Annotated in this window: 18 protein-coding genes and 1 other RNA gene; 4 read left to right on the forward strand and 15 right to left on the reverse strand. The window is 42.0% G+C overall.

The window, feature by feature from the left end:
• Nucleotide 1 precedes the first annotated feature (1 nt).
• From ACQKIC_RS13155 to ACQKIC_RS13200, 10 genes are all read right to left on the reverse strand, one after another.
• Nucleotides 2-553, reverse strand: a complete 552-nt coding sequence (locus ACQKIC_RS13155; protein ID WP_427591411.1) for a PepSY domain-containing protein — start codon at nucleotides 551-553, stop codon at nucleotides 2-4.
• Nucleotides 554-617: 64 nt separating this feature from the next.
• Entirely contained in the window at nucleotides 618-1,973 is a 1,356-nt protein-coding gene (locus ACQKIC_RS13160; protein WP_427591412.1) for a sensor histidine kinase, read from the reverse strand.
• Nucleotides 1,970-2,665 (reverse strand): response regulator transcription factor, encoded by a 696-nt coding sequence (locus ACQKIC_RS13165; RefSeq protein ID WP_427591507.1) that lies wholly within the window; start codon nucleotides 2,663-2,665, stop codon nucleotides 1,970-1,972. The genes ACQKIC_RS13160 and ACQKIC_RS13165 overlap by 4 nt, the downstream gene beginning before the upstream one ends.
• 155 nt (nucleotides 2,666-2,820) lie before the next feature.
• Nucleotides 2,821-3,342, reverse strand: a complete 522-nt coding sequence (msrA, locus tag ACQKIC_RS13170; RefSeq protein WP_427591413.1) for a peptide-methionine (S)-S-oxide reductase MsrA — start codon at nucleotides 3,340-3,342, stop codon at nucleotides 2,821-2,823.
• 118 nt (nucleotides 3,343-3,460) lie between these two features.
• Nucleotides 3,461-4,069 (reverse strand): response regulator, encoded by a 609-nt coding sequence (locus ACQKIC_RS13175; protein WP_402870835.1) that lies wholly within the window; start codon nucleotides 4,067-4,069, stop codon nucleotides 3,461-3,463.
• Between the two features lie 11 nt (nucleotides 4,070-4,080).
• Nucleotides 4,081-5,199, reverse strand: coding sequence for a sensor histidine kinase (locus ACQKIC_RS13180; protein ID WP_403123891.1), 1,119 nt, complete (start codon nucleotides 5,197-5,199; stop codon nucleotides 4,081-4,083).
• A gap of 93 nt (nucleotides 5,200-5,292) precedes the next feature.
• Nucleotides 5,293-6,345 (reverse strand): fatty acid desaturase, encoded by a 1,053-nt coding sequence (locus ACQKIC_RS13185; protein ID WP_402870829.1) that lies wholly within the window; start codon nucleotides 6,343-6,345, stop codon nucleotides 5,293-5,295.
• Nucleotides 6,346-6,674: 329 nt separating this feature from the next.
• On the reverse strand, nucleotides 6,675-8,744 hold the full coding sequence (locus ACQKIC_RS13190) for a Na+/H+ antiporter (RefSeq protein WP_427591414.1): 2,070 nt from the start codon (nucleotides 8,742-8,744) through the stop codon (nucleotides 6,675-6,677).
• Nucleotides 8,745-9,056: 312 nt separating this feature from the next.
• Nucleotides 9,057-9,854 carry a formate dehydrogenase accessory sulfurtransferase FdhD gene (gene fdhD, locus ACQKIC_RS13195; RefSeq protein WP_402870822.1) on the reverse strand — a complete coding sequence of 266 codons (798 nt, stop codon included), beginning with the start codon at nucleotides 9,852-9,854 and terminating at the stop codon, nucleotides 9,057-9,059.
• 61 nt (nucleotides 9,855-9,915) lie between these two features.
• On the reverse strand, nucleotides 9,916-10,278 hold the full coding sequence (locus ACQKIC_RS13200) for a DUF2294 domain-containing protein (protein WP_402870818.1): 363 nt from the start codon (nucleotides 10,276-10,278) through the stop codon (nucleotides 9,916-9,918).
• 335 nt (nucleotides 10,279-10,613) lie between these two features.
• Between ACQKIC_RS13200 and fdhF the strand changes: the two genes are divergently transcribed.
• The 3 genes from fdhF to ACQKIC_RS13215 all read left to right on the forward strand — a co-directional run bounded on the left by fdhF (nucleotide 10,614) and on the right by ACQKIC_RS13215 (nucleotide 15,211).
• Nucleotides 10,614-13,547, forward strand: coding sequence for a formate dehydrogenase subunit alpha (gene fdhF, locus ACQKIC_RS13205; RefSeq protein ID WP_402870815.1), 2,934 nt, complete (start codon nucleotides 10,614-10,616; stop codon nucleotides 13,545-13,547).
• Between the two features lie 17 nt (nucleotides 13,548-13,564).
• Nucleotides 13,565-14,038, forward strand: coding sequence for a DUF1641 domain-containing protein (locus ACQKIC_RS13210; RefSeq protein ID WP_402870812.1), 474 nt, complete (start codon nucleotides 13,565-13,567; stop codon nucleotides 14,036-14,038).
• Between the two features lie 123 nt (nucleotides 14,039-14,161).
• Nucleotides 14,162-15,211 carry an Mrp/NBP35 family ATP-binding protein gene (locus ACQKIC_RS13215; RefSeq protein WP_402954463.1) on the forward strand — a complete coding sequence of 350 codons (1,050 nt, stop codon included), beginning with the start codon at nucleotides 14,162-14,164 and terminating at the stop codon, nucleotides 15,209-15,211.
• 259 nt (nucleotides 15,212-15,470) lie between these two features.
• Here ACQKIC_RS13215 and ACQKIC_RS13220 read toward each other — a convergent pair whose 3' ends face one another.
• Together ACQKIC_RS13220 and ACQKIC_RS13225 are read right to left on the reverse strand one after the other, a co-directional pair.
• Nucleotides 15,471-16,217 (reverse strand): nuclease-related domain-containing protein, encoded by a 747-nt coding sequence (locus ACQKIC_RS13220; RefSeq protein WP_427591415.1) that lies wholly within the window; start codon nucleotides 16,215-16,217, stop codon nucleotides 15,471-15,473.
• A gap of 200 nt (nucleotides 16,218-16,417) precedes the next feature.
• Entirely contained in the window at nucleotides 16,418-18,073 is a 1,656-nt protein-coding gene (locus tag ACQKIC_RS13225; RefSeq protein WP_427591416.1) for an FAD-binding dehydrogenase, read from the reverse strand.
• 250 nt (nucleotides 18,074-18,323) lie between these two features.
• Between ACQKIC_RS13225 and ACQKIC_RS13230 the strand changes: the two genes are divergently transcribed.
• The gene (locus tag ACQKIC_RS13230; RefSeq protein WP_427591417.1) at nucleotides 18,324-19,121 is read left to right on the forward strand and encodes a DUF2935 domain-containing protein; all 798 of its coding nucleotides are present in this window, start codon (nucleotides 18,324-18,326) and stop codon (nucleotides 19,119-19,121) included.
• 194 nt (nucleotides 19,122-19,315) lie between these two features.
• Here the strand turns inward: ACQKIC_RS13230 and ssrA are convergent.
• From ssrA to rnr, 3 genes are all read right to left on the reverse strand, one after another.
• Nucleotides 19,316-19,678: a transfer-messenger RNA gene (gene ssrA / locus ACQKIC_RS13235) on the reverse strand.
• Between the two features lie 123 nt (nucleotides 19,679-19,801).
• Nucleotides 19,802-20,269 carry an SsrA-binding protein SmpB gene (smpB, locus tag ACQKIC_RS13240; protein WP_402870780.1) on the reverse strand — a complete coding sequence of 156 codons (468 nt, stop codon included), beginning with the start codon at nucleotides 20,267-20,269 and terminating at the stop codon, nucleotides 19,802-19,804.
• Between the two features lie 59 nt (nucleotides 20,270-20,328).
• A complete protein-coding gene (rnr, locus tag ACQKIC_RS13245) occupies nucleotides 20,329-22,698 on the reverse strand; it encodes a ribonuclease R (protein WP_427591418.1) in 2,370 nt (789 codons plus the stop codon).
• Nucleotides 22,699-22,702: the final 4 nt, after the last annotated feature.

The following is a 22,702-nucleotide window of genomic DNA, read 5'->3' on the forward strand; positions in this document are numbered from 1 at the left end:
TTTAATCGTCCAAATCCACTTTTAACACTTTGCCTGTATTCGCGTCAACTTCTAGATCGTATTCCTTCTGGTCTTGCTTGATTTCCAATTCATAAACAAGGATGCCATTTTCCATATCCGCTTCTAGATCCGTTATTTGACCCTCCACCTGCTTCAGGGCGATCTTTTCAGCTTCTTCCAGGCTGATTTTTGCCGTTTTCAAAGCTTCCTGGATCAATGCGTCCTCATCCTGATCATCATCCATCTCTTGAGAAAGGACCGTTCCCTCTTTCGCATCGACTTCCACGTCCTGATAACCTTCTTCCGTTTTAACGGTCATGTCATACGTGATCGGATATTCGTCCCACTCTTTTTCGACTTGGACAACCTCGCCACCAAGTTCTCCAGATATCATGTTGATAGCATCCTTTTCAGATAACGTTCCCTGGTTGACCGCATACACTGCCGTTCCGGCAACACCACCGAATAGTAAAACCGCTGCCCCTGATATCGTTATGATCGCTTTTTTCCTTTTGTTGATGTTTTCTTTCATTTTGCCCCATGTCTTTTTCATGAATGAATTCCTCCTTTAAGTTGTACCTTAAGGATAACCATTCTCTATGAGGCCACCATGAATGCTAGATTAGAATTTGATGAGAAAGACTAATCGTGACGGTTGTACCCGTTCCCTTTTCACTTTGAATCGCCAATCTTCCGCCAAGAGACTCAACCAGGGAGCGAGCAATTGATAGACCGAGCCCATTCCCCCCCGTTTTCCTTGCCCGTGAGGAATCTACCCGGTAAAAACGCTCGAACACGTGCGGCAGATGCTCTTCAGAAATGCCTACACCCTGATCCAGTACCTCTATCAACAGTCTTCCGTCCTTCACATGAATGGAAATGTGAATCGCTGAATCACTATATTTCATCGCATTGTCCAATAAGATTATAAGAATCTGTTCGAGCTTACTTGAAACCGTCTCCGTATGGATGGAAGAAAGCTCTGAACTGACAGTCACTTCCCGTTCCGTAGTCCGTCTGAACGTTTGGGCAATTTGCTCACAAAATGAAATCAGTTCGATCTCTTCCTTCATATCGGAAGACGTTTCCGTTTGAGAAGCCGCCTTCAGTAGATGTCCCGTCAGCTGCTTCATCCTGAGCGCTTCATGATGAATCGCCTCAACTCCCTCTTCTAGAATCGCCTCATCCTTCATGCCCCAACGTTTTAATAAGGAAGCGTAGCTTTCTATCACGGTTATCGGCGTTTTCAGTTCATGCGAGGCATCCGAAAGAAATTGCTGTTGCTGATTAAAGTTCCGTTCAAGTCTTCCGATCATCCTGTTAAATGCAACCCCCATTACCTGAAGTTCATCCTTTGATTTCTCCGGCAATGGGATCTCTTTGAATTCTCCGCTTTCCTCAATATCCGACATGGTCCGGCTCATGATGGAAATCGGTTTTAGGATAAGGTTTGCCAACCACTTCCCGGCGATAACCGATAAGAGAATGACAAATAAGGATGAACCAACGAGCACAAGCGCCAGCATGGATAACTGTTCAAGGAGGGCATCCTGTATTTGGGTGACCTCTATCATCCCCGACGGAGCGCCTTCCTCCGGATAGGGCGATCGGTAAGTCAATACGTATTCACCATCCACTTTTGCGAAGTTATACCCCTTATCGTCAAATGATTTCACCGCTAGCTCCTCAAGTCCATCTTCATCAACAAAGCGATTTACCAAGGAACCGTTCGAATTGAAAATCCGCACCATCCCATCGTCCGGCGTATAGGGCTCAATCGCCTTTGAATCTCCGGAAAAGAGAGCTCCCACCTTTACGTTTTCTTCTAGTAGCTTTGCCTGATTTTCGAGTATATCCTGTTCCCGCTCGATAGAAATCCAAAGAAAAGCAACGAGGACGAATACACTTAACAAGACCAGCATGATGGTCAAAAACAAACTCGAGTACCATTGTATTTTTGTCCGGATCTTCATAGCGGCTCCTTCAAGCTATACCCCACACCGCGATAAGTATGAATGAGAGGCACATCATAAGGATAGTCGATTTTTTTACGCAAATACCGGATATACACATCCACCACATTCGTATCTCCAGAAAAATCATATCCCCATACATGGGAGATGATCTGATCTCGTGACAGAACCTGATTTTTATTTTGCAAAAGATAGACCAGCAAATCAAATTCACGGGAAGTCAGCTCAATCCGCTTACCGGCACGTAGGATATCTCTTGTGCCCAGTTCCAATTGTAAATCGTGAATCGTTAGACTATCCTCTTTTACATCTTTAATGCCGCCGCCAGTTTGGCTCCTAAAGCACGCACGGATCCTGGCCAGCAATTCCTCTATTTCAAAAGGCTTGGTTACATAATCATTCGCTCCATGATCAAGCCCATTCACCTTATCCGGTACCGCATCCCTTGCCGTCAGAAGGATGACCGGCGTATGAACATTCTTTTTCCTGAATCGTCTTAATACTTCGATCCCATTTAACTCAGGGAGCATCACATCCAGTAAAATCAAATCCCAGTCTTGCGCTGCCGCCCTCTCGAGTCCTGTTTTTCCGGTAAAAGCCGATTCGGTTTGATACCCTTCATGGTTGAGCTCCAACGTCAGCACCCTTGCGATTTTCTCTTCATCTTCTATGATCAAAATTCGTTTATCCATCATTCAACACCACCTAAATCTTAGTGTACTGAAGAAATATGAAAATATCATGAGAAATGGACGATTCCCATTGAAAAGATTAAAAAGAAAACAGCCATCTTTCTAGAAGAGGGCTGCTTTCATATTGAAACAAGAGGTTTGGGAATCGAGATGAATTATTTACCCGTCCAATTCTGACTGATAAATTCGTCACGGCCAGATTTCTCACGGTCCTCTTTATAATGTTTTTCGTTTTTCTTGTGATAATCCTGATGATATTCCTCAGCAGGATAAAAAGTTTGGGCCGGAAGGATTTCCGTAACGATCGGTTTCTTGAATTTTCCGCTTGCACTTAGTCGCTCTTTGGATTCAAGAGCTAATTGGAGCTGTGTCTCATTATGATAGAAAATGGCCGTCCGATATTGGCTTCCTCTGTCATGGAATTGTCCTCCATCATCGGTTGGGTCAATTTGCTGCCAATATAATTCAAGCAATCTCTCATAAGCAAAAACTTGAGGGTCGAACGTAATTTCAACAACTTCATAATGCCCCGTCGTCCCCGTTTTCAACTCCTCATAGGTAGGGTTTTCAACCTGTCCACCTGAATAACCGGAGATGATGCCTTCTATGCCTGGCAGTTCATCGAATGGTGTAACCATGCACCAAAAACAACCACCAGCAAATATTGCCTTTTCCATACCAATCGTCCCCCTTTACTCATCTAATGTAATAAAAACCAATATACCATAACCATTTGTTTTATGTAGTGGTTGCTGATTTCATAAGAAATAGGATAAGCCATATGGCCCATCCTATTTAATCTTTAGACCAGCCTTTTTCCTTGAACCGAACAATCGCTTCCACACGATTACTGACATCGAGTTTATCGAGAATGACCGAAATATAGTTCCGGACCGTCCCATTGGTAAGAAAAAGCTGGTTGGCAATTTCCTTTGTATTCTTTCCGTCCGCTATCAGCCCAAGCACTTGCGTTTCTCGTTCAGTCAATGGGTTCTCTTCTTCAAAGGCCATATCCACAAGCTCTGGGGCGTAGATGCGCCTTCCATCCATGATGACACGGATGGAATTGGCCAGTTCTTCACTTGGACTATCTTTAAGTAAATAGCCGCCCACTTCAGCTTTTCTGGCTCTTTCAAAATAACCGGGACGGGCAAATGTCGTCAAAATGATGACCTTACATTGGATTCCTTTATTCTTAATCTCTTCCGCAACATCCAGTCCGGTTTTCACTGGCATCTCTATATCCGTGACACAGATATCCGGTTGCAATCGATTTATGAGATTCATGGCTTCTTCTCCATCGCTGGCCTTTCCGACAACCTCCATATCCTCTTCCAAGTCGAGGATGGACCCAAGCGCTCCGAGTAACATCCGCTGGTCTTCAGCGATCACGATTCGAATCAAGTTAATCCCACCTATTCATTTTTAATTGCATTCGGAACCTTTATATAAACGATGGTCCCGTTGTTTGATTCTATGTCCAGGCTTCCATTCACAAACTCCAGCCTTTCTTTCATACCTTGAAGTCCATTTCCTTTATAGAAATCCGAAGTTTGAGTAAGACCCACCCCATTATCTTCGACTTTAATCATTACGCCCGTCTTCAATTCTTCAATGGAAATTTTACATAGCGTGGCCTTACTATGCTTAACGATATTGGTCACGGCTTCTTTCATGCACATGCTCAAAACCGTTTCGACAAACAAGGGTGTTGCTCGTAAATCCGTAGAACCATCCAACTCAAAGCCTATTTGGGCAGCTTTCAAAATCTGCTTGACCCGAATGACTTCGTCGCTAAGCTTAGCCCCACGCATTTCCGACACCATTTCCCTCACTTCTTTTAACGCTGTCCTCGCCGTTTGACGTATATCCTTAATTTCTTTCTTAGCCGACTCAGGATTCAAATCAATCAACTTTCCAGCAAGGTCACTTTTCAATCCGATCAGTGAAAGCTTCTGCCCCAATGTATCATGCAAATCACGCGCGATACGCTGACGTTCCTCCATCTTCCCAAGTTCCGAAATTTGCTTGTGGGCATCTTCGAGCTGTTCTTCTAGCTTATCCCGCTTATTTCGATTATACGTATTGAACGGGAGTAGAATCACGCCCACTATACAAATGAGCATAAAGGGAAACTGTGAAAAGAATATGGGGTCTTTCATGATGAACCCAATATTGACGGACACGATGGTAGCCAATAGTTGAACCGAATATAAGACAAAAAAGCCTACCTTATTTTGAACATTGCCTACGAAGAACGCTAGAAAAAGAGAAAAGTAAATAAAACCGAAAAAGATGGTCATCGATATGGAAATGGCAATTTGTATCCCTGTCCAAACATATACGGCCCATCCCTTGGAGGCGAACGAAAATCCGTAGGAGATGAAAAATAAAATGATCATAATTATACCGAAAATGATTTCGGACATCGAGGATGATCTAAAAATGAAGTAAAAAGGAAGAATACAGAAAATGATCCAGACATACGGGCTTAATCCAGTATTCTTCGGAAAAATATGATACCAACTTTGCATAGCGTCCCTCTGTTCCTTTTCCTTCTAGTATATACTACGAAGTTTTGTCAAAAAACCATTCAATCGAAACTGAATGGTTTTTTGACGGGATATTTATTTTTCTTGTAAACTTGGTCGTTTAGAAGTCATTTCAACTTTAGTTTTCGTTGCATTCAAACGTTCCTTAATTTCTTTAAAGCTTACAAACGTTTTATTTTCTCCATCATATAAGCGGAAACGGAGAGATTTCAAACTTGAGCCGAGCGTGATCGTCGTAGCCTGTTGTAAGGGCAGCGTCGAATCATGGACTTTCTCCAGATTATAGTTCGGCACTCTAGGGCTTAAATGATGCACATGGTGGAAACCGATGTTACCCGTTACCCATTGTAAAACCTTTGGAAGCTTATAATAAGAGCTTCCATCTATAGCTGCCTTCACATAATCCCAATCAGATTCTTCTTCAAAATAAGAATCTTCGAACTGATGTTGAACATAGAACAACCAGATGCCCAGTGAACCCGATACAAAAAGGATCGGTAATTGAATCATAAGGAATGCCTGCCAACCGATTGCCAAACATAATAGGCCGTATATCAACACGATAGCCGCGTTTGTAAGATACGTATTCATCCGTTCTTTTTTTCTTGCGCCCTTAACATTCAAACGATTGGTCACGAGGAATAGATAAAAAGGTCCTAATCCAAACATGACAATCGGATTCCGGTATAAACGGTAAGCAAGACGTCCCCAGAATGAAGCCGCAACATACTCATCAACCGTCATGACCCAAATGTCGCCTGTGCCACGTTTGTTCAGATTACTACTTGTTGCATGGTGAATCGAGTGACTGTGCTTCCATTGTTCATAAGGAAATAAAGTGACAATCCCACTAATCGTACCTAGGATATTATTCGCTTTCTTGCTTTTGAAAAAAGAGGAATGACAGCAATCATGGAAAATGATGAAAATCCTGATGACGAACCCTGAAGAAAGAATGGCGAATGCCAGTGTCAGCCAATAGGAAATGCTCAAACTCTGGTAAGCCAAGAACCAGAGTAGAAAAAATGGTGGAAATGTATTGATGATCTGCTTCACGCTTGATTTCGTATTCGACTTTTCAAAAGGCGCAACTTCTTTTCTTAACTGCTTTTGATCGTGTTTACTCATAGTTTCCTCCTTAAAATGTAAAAAATATGGAGTGTTTCAATAACGTCTATTCAATGGCATGAATCAACTTCTATATAGTAGTGATGAATGTTTTCTTTTCTATATTTCAATTATAGTTACATTCTTCAACCTACTGTAGTCATAAACGTCAATGAACTCATATGACATCTGTCATATACCCGTCTTACAGTCGCATTTAACCACCCTATTATTTCCTTTTTTTCTTGTTTTACGCATGAAATGGAGGGAATGCCAAGAACCTACCTGATAATCCAGAAAAAAAGCAGATTCACCTCGAACGGCCGAAACGCATACTGGGAATCATCATTTTACTTACTTTGGATCATGAGCATTTCATCATAAACCAAGTTTTGTCTAAGCTCCGTTGCTGTTCTAGTGGATATTTGATCCTCTTCAACCATTTGCTGAATGATATCACGTTCGATCTGCATCGCATTCAATTGAAAACGACTGACCATCTCTTCGAAACGATTAACTTCTTTTTCACTTAGTGTTCCGAATGGATACAAATAATGATTATATCTTTGAATGACCAGCATGACTTCATGACGGTTTTCTGGAGTAGTTTGTTGTTTGATTACCATCATCGCTTCTTTCTGTGCCTCTTTTTGTGCTTTACGGAACTCCCGAATCAGGTCCGCATTTTCATTAATAGAGTTCTCTAATTTGTTTTCCCACTTTTTATCCCATTTGACATTGATCTTGTTTTTGATAAAGAGGGTCTTCCAATTAATCCACGCTCTTTTCAGAGGTGATTTTTGCATATAGTTTAACGTTCTTGAAACATACACCTTATAAAGCTCAAAAGTTGTTTCAGAGATAGCCCCTTTTTGAACTAACCTAGAAACGACTTCCATTTCCTTGCTGGTCCCTAGCTTCATCAAATCCTGTATGGTCCGATTATCCGGCCTTTTCGTTATTCCACGCTCCAAATCTATCAATTGTTCATTTAAATCTTCCATTACTTGATGAATCGCTTTCTGATTATCCATGGTTGCCTCTTTACTCAGCAGTTGGATTGTCTTATTTAACACTATTTTATAAGCTTCTTCAGTAGTAAGACGTTCATCCTCAGATTCAGTCGGTTTCCTTATTAATATCGGTAAAAGAAATGTAGCCAAAAAGACGCTTAGCAAAATTACACAGGCCGCGATAAATAAGACTGTATTACGCATCGGGAACGTCGTGTCATCCGGCATTAAAGTTGGTATGGATAAAGCGGTAGCTAAAGTTATGGTACCATGTATGCCACAAACTGATGCCAAAAGGGCATATCGTGATTTTGACACATTCTTAACATCCACAACGTTATTATCTTCAGGATGAACCCTGGACATAATAAATTGTTCCAATGGATTCACTCTGTTTTTCGTGAAAGTATCATGAAGAATGTATACCCAAATAAAACGGATCACCAATAATAAAAGTACAATCAAGACGCTGATTCCAAAAAGAGTTCCCCTATTTAAGTTGGACTCAATTTCGTGATAAACACTCGGTATCATGAATCCTAATAAAGTAAATACAAGACCATTCAAAAGATAACCTAATACAGACCATGTATTCGTAGATATAATTTGCAACTTGGTTGTGGAACTCTGAAGGCGATCCCGCTCAATGCCATGTATGACTCCTGCGGTAACCACTGCTAAGATTCCAGAAACATGGAACTCTTCAGCAACCATATAAATCACAAATGGTGTAATCAGCTCAATAACAATGGACATAGGAATTTCCTCTAGTCCATGAACCCGTAGGAACAATCGTAATTTAACGATTAAATAGCCCAGAAGGAGACCTATAATAATCCCACCTAAAGACACAAATAAAAAATTAAGCGAAGCATCTTTTATAGAAAAGACGCCCGTCAATGCAGCTGCCAAAGCCACTTTAAAAGCAACGATTCCGGCTGCATCATTGAAAAGCGATTCTCCTTCAAGGATGGGCATCATGTTTCCGGGCAATTTCAAGCCTTTTGTAATGGATTGTACCGCTACCGCATCCGTTGGGGTAATGGTCGCTGCTAAGGCAAAAGCCACAGCCAAAGGCATATCTGGAATTAACCAGTGGATAAAAAAGCCACCGGCAAAAACAGTCACGAATACTAACCCAAATGCCAATAACAGAATCGGCTTACGCAACTCAAGCATTTCTTTCCGAGATGTGTTTTTTCCTTCTGTAAATAGGAGGGGAGCAATAATACAAATCATAAATAATTCAGAATGAAAGTCTAATGATAAGTGGAGCGGTAAAAATGAAATGACTGCCCCCATGGCTATCTGATATATCGGGAGCGGAATACGAGGCCATTTAGCATTTAAGATTGTAGCGACTATTGTGGAAACTAATAAGCCGAGCAAAGTGATTAAAAATGACATAGAATCCTCCTATCTTCTAATATTTTGTACGATTTCCTCTAAAAAGGTGAAAAAGCAGAGATATTTTAAAGCGATTATCACCACTTTAATAATAGTCCCTACTTATAATGTGTATTTTTTAAATGAAACTCTCGCATTAATCATGCATATTTTGTTGTATTAACGATAATTGATATACCCCTTAGTTATTCATTACAAACAGGTATGACAACTTTCAAGTTTCATTTTATTATCAACTGATTTTTCATTTGCAGCTAAAAGACGTCAAAATAAAACCCGAGGGATCAGCCATCCACTCGGGTCTAATAACTTCTATTCATTTAGTTGAATCCGATCAGGGCAGGTATAAATATTCATGGAATCATTACGGATAAACCCGACTGTTGTAATGCCCAATCCCTCTGCCAGCTCCAATGCCAATTCAGTTGGCGCGGATTTTGAAAGAATCAATTCGCAACCAATCTTCGCCACCTTCAACAGTATCTCCGATGAGATGCGTCCACTGAATACAATCGCTTTTCCTTCTAAAGATATCCCATTCTTCAAGCAATACCCATAGATCTTATCCAATGCATTATGACGCCCGATATCCATTCGGCTTAATACAAGCCCATTCACATCACACAATGCCGCATTATGGACACCGCCGGTTTGCTGGAACGTCACCGCGGACTGTTGCAGGTCTTTCATTAAGCGGAAGCAATCTTCCGGCGTTAGCCTTACTGTCATATTCTCCATCTTCTTGGCAGTCAGGGCATCGTTTACAAAGACGAAACCTTGTCTACTTCCTCCACAGCATGAAGTAATATAGCGTTTATTTTGAAACTCTTGGTAATAAGGATTTAGCTTATCCGTTTTGACGTGAACATATCCTTCTTTTTCCTGAAACCAAATTTCCTTGATTTCCTCATATTTCCGGATAATCCCTTCCGAGGCTAAATAACCGATGACCATATCTTCGATGTACTCGGGTGTACACACCATCGTCACGAATTCTTGCCCATTGATCTTCACCGTGACGGGAAATTCCGTCACAACCGTGTCTTCCGTTTGCTGGACTTCCCCTTTGCTAATGCGGATGATCTCCCGTTTTTTCTCTATCTCCTTCATGCCTTCACTCCTTATTATCTACGCGAACTTTCTGCCTTTTATATAAAACAGTAGAATGATATCAGTTCGATTTTAGTTTTCCTGCTATGTCCTGGTCAAATACAAACACAGAAATGGCTATATTTTCCTTCACTTTAATATCAGAAAACAAATGAACCAGGTTCGCACCGACCAACTCTTCCATTCCCTCTGGAGGAGCAACTGAATAAAGATCCTGAATCATTTTTGTCCTAGCTGAATGAACCATGTCTTTGCCCTCTTCCGTACTCGAAATGAATATTTCCGTCGGAGTCAAATTCCCATATAGCGTGGAAACAGCCATATTATCTACAAAAACCGTATGAATACGCTCTGGCCCTTTTCCGAATAGTTCTTTTCGGAGCTTTCGAATCATATCATTGAATTCATGGATTACTTTTGACATCTTGATTTCGCTCCTAACATATGATATTTCATCTAGTATTTCCTTATCATAAAGCAATAAGATTAAAAAAAAAAGTTTATTGAAAATAACTACTTTTCTCATACTGATTGTTTCTTTTTATAATTAAAGGTATAATACCTTTGTGAAAGTTGGTCACATAATAAGATTTGTTATGTTTCTATCTTTTATCCATCATTTATATAATGGTTTGGATTGGTATATTGGCAAGATTTGCTTTTAAACTTTTCCACCATGACTTACATCACTGTTCAGAGACAGAGGTGTAATCATGGTGGTTTTTTTCGTGTTTTTTGGTAATAAGAGGGGGAAAAATTATGAGCGATTCAATTACTATTAAAATCAATGGCTTGGATTATAAAGCAAAAACTGGATCGACAATCTTGGAAGTTATCAATGAAAATAAGATAGCCCATCCGCAGGTTTGTTATGTTCCTGAAGTAGACCCGATTCAAACATGCGATACGTGTATCGTGGAAGTGAATGGGAAACTTGTTAGATCATGCTCGACAAAAGTCGATAGCAGCATGGATATCTCATTGGATTCAACAAGTGCAAAAGCAGCACAAAATGAAGCGATGGATCGTCTTCTTGAGAATCACCTATTATATTGCACAGTTTGTGACAATAATAACGGCAACTGTAAACTGCACAACACTGTAGAATTAATGGAAATCCCGCACCAAGACTTTACGCCTAAAACTACACCGGATTTGGCTGTGGACATGTCCCATCCATTCTACCGCTATGATGCGAACCAATGTATCGCTTGCGGACAATGCGTAGAGGTTTGTCAAAATCTACAGGTTAATGAAACGCTATCCATCGATTGGGAAGCAGAACGTCCACGTGTTATTTGGGATGAAGGAACTGAAATCAATAATTCATCATGTGTGGGTTGCGGACAATGTGTAACTATCTGTCCATGTAATGCGTTAATGGAGAAATCCATGCTTGGAGAGGCTGGCTTCATGACAGCCATGAAAGAAGATATTATGGAACCAATGATCGACCTAGTTAAAGATGTCGAGCCTGATTTCAGCGTAATTTTCCCTGTTTCTGATATAGAAGCAGCTATGCGTGATACACGTACGAAGAAAACGAAAACGGTTTGTACGTTCTGTGGTGTCGGCTGTTCATTCGAAGTTTGGACAAAAGGGCGCAAAATCCTTAAAGTTCAACCTACGCATGAAGGACCAGTTAATGCGATTTCCACTTGCGTTAAAGGGAAATTTGGTTGGGATTTCGTAAACTCTGAAAAACGTATCACTAAACCATTGATCCGTAAAAATGGTAGATTCGTTGAATCAAGCTGGGATGAAGCCCTTGACTTGGTTGCATCAAGACTTGGTTCAATCAAACAACAATACGGTGGCAATTCCGTAGGATTCATTTCTTCATCTAAAATCACGAATGAAGAAAACTATGTGATTCAGAAATTAGCACGTCAAATGTTCGAAACGAATAACGTCGACAACTGTTCTCGTTATTGTCAATCTCCTGCGACAGACGGATTATTCCGCACAGTCGGTATGGGTGGAGATGCTGGTACGATTAAAGATATCGCTGCAGCAGGACTTGTCATCATCGTCGGTGCAAATCCAGCCGAAGGACATCCTGTTCTAGCCACACGCGTAAAACGTGCACATAAGCTACACGGACAAAAACTGATCGTTGCCGATGTACGTAAAAACGAAATGGCTGAGCGTTCTGACATCCATATCAGTCCAAAACAAGGTACTGACCAAGTTTGGTTGATGGCCGTTACTAAATATATGATCGACCAAGGCTGGCATGATCAAGAATTCATCGATGAAAATGTTCACTTCTTTGACGATTATAAAGAGATACTAGAAAAATATACCCTTGATTATGCAGAGTTAAACACAGGAATTTCAAAAGAAACATTGATCCAAATTGCAGAAGCGATTCGCGATGCAGATGGTACTTGTATTCTTTGGGGAATGGGTGTTACACAAAACACTGGTGCTTCCGATACGTCGGCTGCCATCTCTAACCTTCTATTGGCTACAGGTAACTACCGTCGTCCAGGGGCTGGAGCTTATCCGCTTCGTGGCCATAATAACGTTCAAGGTGCTTGTGATATGGGAACTCTACCGAACTTCCTACCAGGATACCAACGTGTTACGGATGATGTTGCCCGTGCTAAATTCGAAGAAGCATATGGTGTCAAAATTGACAACAAACCAGGTATGCACAATATTGAAATGCTGGAAGCCATTGAAAAAGGCGACATGAAAGCGATGTACCTTGTCGGTGAAGATATGGCACTTGTTGATTCTGATGCAAACCATGTGGATAAAGTATTATCAAGCCTAGACTTCTTTGTTGTTCAAGATATCTTCCTTTCTAGAACAGCCCAATATGCAGACGTAGTATTACCGGGAGCTCCTTCTCTTGAAAAGGATGGAACATTCACGAATACAGAGCGCCGTGTCCAACGTCTATATAAAGCACTTCCTACTTTGGGAGATTCTAGAGCGGACTGGGAAATCACCCAAGAAATCGCTAACCGCTTAGGTGCAAATTGGAATTACACTCATCCTAGTGACATCTATGATGAAATGGCAAGCCTGTCACCTATTTTCAGCCAAGCCAATTACGAAGTACTTGAAGGCTGGAACAGCTTCCTATGGGGAAGTCATGATGGATCAAGCACACCGCTTCTTTATACGGATGGCTTCAACTTCCCTGATAAAAAAGCTCGCTTTGCTATAGCTGACTGGGTAGAACCACATAAATTCCCTGAAGAATTCGATCTTCATATCAATAATGGACGTATGCTTGAACATTTCCATGAAGGAAACATGACGAATAAATCAAACGGAATTCAATCTAAAGTTCCTGACATTTTCGTTGAAGTTTCTCCGGAGTTAGCCAAGGAACGTCAAGTGAGTGATGGCGGATTAGTTCGATTGGTATCACCATATGGTGCCGTCAAATTAAGAGTGCTTATTACAGACCGAGTGAAGAAAAATGAACTATTCCTTCCGATGAATTCAGTCGACAAGGATTCAGCCATCAACTTCCTGACTGGTCCTATATATGATCAACGTACAAGTACACCTGCTTATAAACAAACAAAGGTACGTATGGAAGTGCTTAAAGAAAGCGGAGAAATTCCATTGCCGGGATCTAACCCACGTAATAAAAAACGTCATCCTCAAAATGGTGTTGAGGTTCAACGTAAGTGGGCACGTCCGGGTTATGTACACTTAACTGATAAATAATAAGGAGGGTAAAGATCATGGCAGCTCCTATCACGGAAATCCATAATCCTATAACAGAGGAAGATATCAAGTTACAGAAAATCGAAGAACTAAAAATGCTAGTCACCGATAATGAAGAGGTGTTAAACAGTCTGTTTAACATCCTCGGTGAGCTGAACGACTCTGGCGTGCTTGATGCCGCCACTTCTATGCTTAGAGGAAAAGAACAAATAGCAAAAGTCGCTCTTGGACAAGTAACCAGAGAACCCGTAACCAACTTAATCAATACGCTTATGGGTGCAACTGGAGCCTTGATGAAGGCTGATACCGACCAAGTGACAAAGCTTCTTAGCAGCGCACTTGCCGGCATCGATGAAGGTAGCAAATTCATTGAGACCGATAAAAAAATCGGTGTGATGAGTTTAGTAAAAGTATTGAACGACCCCGACATTAATCGAGCAATTGGTTTCGGCGTCCATTTCTTAAAAGGAATGGGTAAAGAACTAAAATAGTAACAATAATTTAAACAGACTATCCCCAAGTCGAATGTAAACAATAAATAGAATGAAGGCTTAGAAGAGGCATCAGCCTCTTTTGAGTCTTTTTTAAAATAATAACTATAAAGGACGGATGAAATGCTAACAAAAGAAAACGTCATAGATGCCTTAAAACACGTTCAAGATCCGGAATTGAATAGAAGTATCGTTGAACTGAATATGGTTCGAAACATTAACATCATGGAGGGACATGTTTCACTAGAAGTAGTCCTAACCATTCAAGGATGCCCACTAAAAGCTAAGATTCAAGAAGATATCGAGAGCTCTTTAAGAAAAATCGGTGCTTTAAGTGTATCCTTGAAATTTGGTTCAATGACCAAAGAAGAACGGGAAACATTGACGAAAGTATTAAAAGGCAATGCGACGACCGAAACCGGTATGCCAAAGATGCTTGCTCCTGATTCAGGCGTGAAGTTCATTGCCATCACAAGTGGTAAAGGCGGCGTCGGTAAATCTACCGTGACAATCAATCTTGCGGTTGCACTAGCACGTCTAGGCAAGCGCGTCGGTATTCTGGATGCTGACATTTACGGATTCAGCGTTCCTGCAATGATGGGCATCACCCAAAAGCCGACGATGATTGACCAAACTGTCATCCCGGTTGAGAGCCATGGTGTGAAAGTCATGTCGATGGGCTTCTTTGCAGCCGATGATAACCCTGTAATGTGGCGCGGACCAATGCTGAACAAGTGGATCAAAAACTTCCTTGTGAACACGCACTGGGGAGAATTAGATTACATGTTGCTTGACTTACCTCCTGGTACAGGTGACGTAGCGATCGATGTTGCTGCCATGATTCCACAAGGTAAAGAAATCATCGTAACTACACCACATAATGTCGCCTCTTTTGTTGCGTCAAGAGCAGGTGCAATGGCCAAGCATACGAAACACGAAATCGTCGGTATAATCGAAAACATGGCTTACTTTGAAGAACAAGATGGATCGAAGAACTACTTGTTTGGAAAAGGCGGCGGAGAAATGCTTGCGAAACGTCTTGGAACAGAAGTGATCGCGACCATCCCATTCTCGAACCGTAAAGAAAACAACGACGCCAACGTTTTTGATGAAGAATCCTACATTGGTGAAACTTTCGCATCATTAGCGGAAGACTTAGTTAATCAATCCTAATAGGTAGAGGCTGGCTCAATTGGAGTCAGCCTCTTTTTCCTATTCGAAAGGCAACCTATACACTTTCCCCTTATTCATCCCCTCACTGACAAGATTCATGGAACGCAAAATTCTCGTCGCACTAGCAGAAGATGAAATACGTAAAAACTCCCTTAATTGTCGATTCGTTATCGTGGGACCAAGTAGGAAATAATAATCTTTTAACGCTCGAATATGTCCGTCTTTACTCTCGTGCTCACACCTGGAGCATCTCCATTCCCTACGCTGCCTCAATAATGGAGACATCAAACACTTCTCGCAGATGACTCCTTTTATAAGGTCCTCCATGGAAAGATTGAACCCGTTCGAGAACGGAAGCATCCGCTTCAATATGATGCTTATTGATGATTTTGATGATTTTTTTCAATTTTTTATCACTGAGACTTGGTTGGTTGATGGATTTTTCGATTTGGTGGATTTTAAAAGGTAGGGTATCACGATGGATGACTTTGTAATGAAGATTTCGGTTTTCAGGATTCGCGCGGATAATTGTTTGAGGATTACTAATTACGACCAGAGAGTAAATTGGGGGTTCTGTCAGCCCATGTTTCATAAGCCAACTCTTCAATTGTGATTCATGACGCTCAATTTGAATCAGGGGATCTGGAAACCCCATCTCTTTTCCGTCTTTCGTCCGTATGAGCTGATTAAAAGTGGAATCGAAATAGAGGGAACCTGCTATATTCTTCACTTCGATGATGAGGATGAATTTTCTGGATAGTAATAACGTATCAATTTGGAAAAAACGAGTTTGATCCTGTAACCTGATATCATGGAATATGAAATACTCCTTCGTTTCAAGAAAACTCAAAGGAAAATCGATAGCGCACTCTCCCCTATAGCCTGCTTCCTTTTTACTAAGTTCACTCATAATAAAGGGGATTTTCGGATGGGCTGGTGGAAGCCTGCGCAACAAAGCCTGTAATTTCAGGATAGAAAGCGGGATTTTACGTTCCTTTATAATCATTTGATCACTCCAATCTTGTTATTCTCTCCATAAATTCTATGGCAGAACGTGATATTCCTTTAAACTCTCGATTTATATCCTACGAATGAGTTTTATCTTCGCTTTTCGAATATTTATCTTCACAAACGGGATTTTATCTTCGCAATTGCGTAATATATCGATTTTTCGACAAAAAAAGGACCTGCGCCCAGGCAAGTCCATCAATCTATATTCTCTGCAATCGCACGTCCAGCCTGTCTCCCCGAGAATAAGCATCCACCCAGAAATGTCCCTTCCATGGAGCGATAACCATGGACACCGCCCCCTCCGAATCCGGATACCTCCCCCGCTGCATAAAGTCCTGGCACTGGCTCTCCTATTGCGTTAAGGACTCGACCAGATAAATCCGTCTGCAATCCTCCCAGCGTCTTTCTACTGACTATATGTAACCGTACAGCAATCAGCGGGCCCTTTTTGGGGTCCAGAATTTTATGGGGAGAAGCCACCCTCACAAATCGATCACCGATATAACTTCGCGCCCCACGCATGGCCGTGATCTGCAGGTCTTTCGTAAATGTGTTGTCCATCTCCCGGTCCCTCGCTAAAATTTGCCTTTCAATCTCTTCAGCACTCAGTAAATTATCACCTGCAATCTTATTCATCCCGTCTACCAGTTCCGATACTGTACTTGCAATGACAAAGTCCTCCCCCTTATCCATAAAAGCTTGTACGGGAGCTGGGGCTCCAGGCAGTACACGAGATAGAACCTTCCGAATGCTCTTCCCCGTCAGATCAGGATTCTGTTCAGAACCTGACAATGCAAACTCCTTTTCAATGATTTTCTGCGTCAAGATGAACCAGGAATAATCGTATCCGGTCTTCTGGATCGCCTCAAGGGTCCCCAACGCATCGAACCCAGGAAAATTCGGTGCTGGAAATCGTTGTCCCTTTGCATCCAACCAAAGCGACGACGGACCTGGAAGAATGCGAATTCCATGCTTGTCCCAAACCGGGTCCCAGTTTTTGATTCCTTCCGTATAGTGCCACATCCGGTCACGGTTGACGATCCTCCCACCCGCTTTTTCCGTAATGGCCAGCATCCTACCGTCCACATGCTCCGGTACACCGGAAATCATCGTCTTCGGTGCTTTTCCAAGTCGCACAGGCCAGTTTGTTCGAATCAAATCATGATTGGCACCAATTCCACCGCTTGTGACAAGAACAGCCTTCGAATGAAATGTAAAATTCCCGACCACTTCCCGGGAACTCGCCTCACCTCGGCCTGCCGAGCTTGGAACGAGTATCGATCCTTCCACCCCAATTACCGCGTCCTTTTCCGTCATTAATTCATTGACCCGATGACGGGGTCGATAGTCGACAAGCCCCTTTTCCATTCCCCTGCGAACTCTCTCTTCAAACGGTTTAACGATACCAGGCCCTGTCCCCCATACGATATGAAACCGCGGAACCGAATTGCCATGGCCTTCAGCCAGATAGCCGCCACGCTCAGCCCAGCCGACTACCGGAAAAAAGCGTATGCCCTGGGCAGATAACCATTCCCTTTTTTCCCCGGCAGCGAAGTCGACATACGCCTCCGCCCATTTCTTGCCCCAATAATCTTCGTCCTCTTCCCTATCAAAACCAGCGGTCCCCAGCCAGTCCTGCCAAGCAAGTTCCTTGGAGTCCCTGATTCCCAGCCTACGCTGCTCAGGTGAATCCACAAGAAATAAACCGCCAAAAGACCACCATGCCTGCCCACCCATAGACGCTTCAGGCTCTTGATCCAAAAGTAGAACCCGCTTCCCTGCATCAGCTAGCTCAGCCGTGGCCACTAACCCTGCAAGACCAGCTCCGACAACGATCACGTCAATTTCCATTTATATTCCCCCGATTTAAATCAATGACTATGAATCCGTATACAAAATTATTACTTAAGTCCCTATATTCCCTGCTAAAGTCTCAATTTCCTTCTTACACACAAAAAAGCACCTAACTGTCTATGACAATGAAGCACTAGGTTTCTTCCCATTCCCTAAACTGGATATACATGATTTAAGAATCTTCCCCTCATAAATGAATATATATCAAAATTGAATGGGTATTTTTTAATAAGGGGGGGACATCAGTATGAATGATGGTTTTGAGAAGACAGCGCGATTTGAACATTCTTTTTGGCTTCAAATCTTAGGTGATCATTCTAGATTTATTTATGAAGCTTTAGCACCTGTTCAAAAAGAACAAATTGAAAAAGCTTCCATATTCATTGGGAGATTTGATACACTTCTGGATGATGCCAAATCCAATGATCTCATGCAATTAACGGAAAAAGCTGAAGTAGAGGCAATCAAACTTCGGGAATTTAAATTGGATTTATTAAGAAAACATCTTATTGGGAAAATCAAAATTCACCTTGCCCCCACCTTTATTAATCATATGATAAATGAATTAGAAGAATATCTACGAATTTTAAAATACTTAAAAGAAGGGCAAGTTCCCCCTATTTATCATGAACTACATCACCATCTTGTATGGTTATTAGATGCTGCTGGTCATTCAGATACGATTTCATCCAATTTAGACAGTGTTGAAAAGAGATTAAGAGAGAAAAGTGATTCATTCACGAAGCATTTTGAGGAATTTTACTTAAAAGCCGTTGAAATGGCAGGCTATTTAAGAATGAATATAACTGAGTTTCCCGCCTTGGTAAAATTCAATTCAGACACCCAGTTAGAAATAAAATTATTTCAGGGGTTTTTACAAGAAATCGAAGAACTGGAGCTAAGTAATCAAGCATTAGGGACATTTGCCCCGTTAATGGCGGACCATATGTTACGTGAAGAATGTTATTATCTAATGAAGTTAAGTGAATCGGCAAATCTTGATACACCAAACTGTGACCCTACTAAACCTCGGATTAAAGAGTGAAACAGTATATTCTACTGATAAGTGCTGAGGAAGATGGATATCCTCAGCACTTATTTAATGCTTATTTGCTTACCGTTGAATATACTGCAGTCGAAAAAGCCCAAGCACTCAATGGCGCTTGGGCTTTTTACTAACCAATTTATTTTAAGGATCATATTAAGTAGTACAAAATAAAAAACCACCAATATATGTATTGGTGGAGACGGTGGGAGTCGAACCCACGTCCAGACATAACGGCACTTAAGCTTCTACGAGTGTAGTCGATATATTCGCGTTTCGCGAACTCATTAGCCTATCGACAGGCGGCAGAGCAGCTAGTCTGATTGGTCTCTTCCTTCATCCTCAGACGGTGGATTCCGGCGTATCCCACTTAGAGTGAGTCCCTTACCCTACCACGTGGGCCATGGAGGGAGGAACAGCTTAACGTCTGTTGTTACGCAGCGAAAGCTAGGTTGTTGTTTTGTTTGCCAGTTATAGGCGTTGACGTTTTAACGAGGCCGATCCCCTCGACTCGCAACTTAAGCTCGAACTATCCCTGTCGAATCCGTAACGTCCCCATGATAAGAATGGAGCGTACGAGAAAAGAATAGTCAGCAAGTTGGCTGATATTCAGTTGTCATCGGTACAGGTTTAATTATAACAGATTGAATCAAAAAATCAATTGTAAGGTCTTGGTAACCCTACATCTTTTGACGATCGCGGAAAGCACGTTCGATATCACGTTTTGCTTCTTTCTTCTTCAGGTCATCACGCTTGTCATATTGTTTCTTCCCTTTACCCAACCCGATTAAAACCTTGGCGAAGCCATTTTTCAAATACATTTTCAATGGAACGATGGTGTAACCCGTTTCCTTCGTTTCACCGATCAGTTTATTGATTTCCTTCTTGTGTAAAAGAAGCTTCCTTGTCCGCAAAGGATCATGGTTAAACTGGTTCCCCTGTTCATAAGGGCTGATATGCATATTGTAAAGGTAGATTTCGCCGTTTTCTATCTTGGCAAAGGCATCCTTCAAGTTCAGCCGTGCTGCACGGATGGCTTTGATTTCGGTCCCTTTCAATACGATACCCGCTTCAAATGTTTGTTCGATAAAAAAATCATGGTACGCTTTTTTATTTTGCGCTAATTGCTTTCCTGAGCCTTTTGGCATCTAACTCTCCCCTTTTATCCAATCGGAGAGAGGATGACTGGATCATCCTCTCTTCCGTTTTATCTCTTTTTAGGTTTTCTTTTACGCTTCGCTGCCGGCGCATTTTCAAAGAACTTTTTCTTCTTTTTCGGCTTTTTGTCAGAGGAAGTTCCACCGTTTCGAGTGTCACCACTACGGCCGCCTTTGCGTTCCGATCCTCTTGAATCTCCGCCTTTGCGCTTTCGACCGCCAGAACCTGAATTGGCTTTGAAGATTTTCTTCTCGCCTGAAGGACGCGGACGGCTTACTTTCATGCCGATGATTTCAAAATCAATCGCCCGTTCTTCTTTATTGACGTTGGAAACCCGAATGTCGATTTCATCACCAATCCGGAACACTTTTCCTGTCCGTTCCCCGATCATTGCAAGCTGACGCTCATCAAAGCGGTAGTAATCGTCTGTCATGAAGCTGACATGGACAAGCCCTTCGATGGTGTTCGGCAACTCAACAAACATTCCGAAGTTCGTAACGGAGCCGATGATCCCTGTATATTCTTCTCCGATTTTATCAAGCATATATTCTGCTTTCTTTAAATCATCCGTTTCGCGTTCCGCGTCAACGGATCGACGTTCGCGTTTCGATGTATGGTCTGCGATATCCGGTAAAATGGCATTCCACTTCTCTTTAGTCGCTTCATCGAGTTTCCCTTCAATCAAATACGTCCGAATTAAACGGTGGACGATCAAATCTGGGTAACGGCGGATCGGTGATGTGAAATGAGTGTAAAACTCGGCCGATAGACCAAAGTGACCCAAGCTTTCCGGATCATATTTCGCTTGTTGCATGGAACGGAGCATGACGGTCGAGATGACCGTTTCTTCAGGCTTACCAGCAACGGCTTCGATGATGTCCTGCAAGGCCTTTGGATGTACATCATTGGCAGATCCACGGACGATATATCCGAAGTTCGTGATGAATTCAAAGAAACGTTGTAACTTTTCCGGTTTCGGATCTTCATGAATACGGTAAATGAATGGCACATCAAGACGGTTGAAATGTTCAGCAACAGTTTCATTAGCAGCAAGCATGAATTCTTCAATCAATTTCTCTGCAACTGATCTTTCACGTAAAACTACATCCGTCGGGTGGCCTTCTTCATCAACGATCACTCTGGCCTCATTGAAATCAAAGTCGATGGCCCCGCGATTCATCCGTTTTTTACGAAGGATGGCAGCCAATTGTTCCATATTCTGAAACATTGGAACAAGGGATTCATAGCGTTCCATTTGTTCTTCGTCTTTTTCGACAAGAATCTTGTTCACATTTCCATATGTCATCCGTTCCGTGGTTTTAATGACACTATCGAAAATATCATGTGAAACGACTTCCCCATCCGGTGTGATTTCCATTTCACACGATAACGTGAAGCGATCGACCTGCGGATTCAATGAACAAATCCCATTCGATAAACGATGCGGGATCATAGGAATGACCCGGTCAACCAAATACACGCTCGTCCCTCTTTCAAGAGCTTCCTTATCAATCGGTGAACCTTCTGTCACATAATGGCTGACATCGGCAATATGTACGCCAAGCTTATAGTTGCCGTTTTCAAGTTTAGTCACTCCAACAGCATCATCCAAGTCCTTCGCGTCTGCTCCATCAATCGTAACCAATACTTCATTGCGTAGATCCCGGCGGTTTCCAATTTCGGATTCTTTGATGGTATCTGAAACGGCATTAGCCTGCTCCATCACATCTTCAGGGAATTCCATCGGAAGGCCATATTTATGGATGACGGATAGAATGTCTACACCTGGATCATTTTTATGACCGAGGATTTCAATGACTTCCCCCTCCGCACTGACGCGTCCTTCCGGATAAGAGGTAAGCTTGACGACAACTTTATGCCCTTCCACCGCTCCATGGGAAGCATGCTGGGGGATGAAGATATCATTAGCGATTTTCTTATCATCTGGAATGACAAATCCGAAACTTTTGCTTTCAGAATATGTACCAACCACTTGTTTGATCCCACGTTCAAGGATCCTGATGACTGTACCTTCCTGTCTTGAACCAGATGTTTCCGAAGAAACCCGGACCATGACAATATCTCCATGCATTGCTGTTCCTGTTTCATTCGGCGGGATGAAAATATCATCCATTCCCGGATTATCCTCCGGCGTCACAAAGGCAAATCCCTTTGCATGTCCGGTTAACTTACCTCGGAATAGATTCATTTTTTGAGGCAGGCCATAACGATTGCTTCTAGTCCTGACCACCAACCCCTTTTCTTCCATCTTAACTAGTGCCTTCACGAAATTCTTGAAGTCCGCCGAGTCTTCGATTTTAAGGGCCTCTTCTAATTCTTGTACCGTAAGTGGCTTATATGCTTCATCTTTCATGTATGTCAGAAGCTTATTTATATGTTCTTGAATATTATCTTCCATGAAA

This window comes from Peribacillus sp. NPDC046944 (assembly GCF_050272735.1).
Taxonomy (GTDB): Bacteria; Bacillota; Bacilli; order Bacillales; family DSM-1321; genus Peribacillus.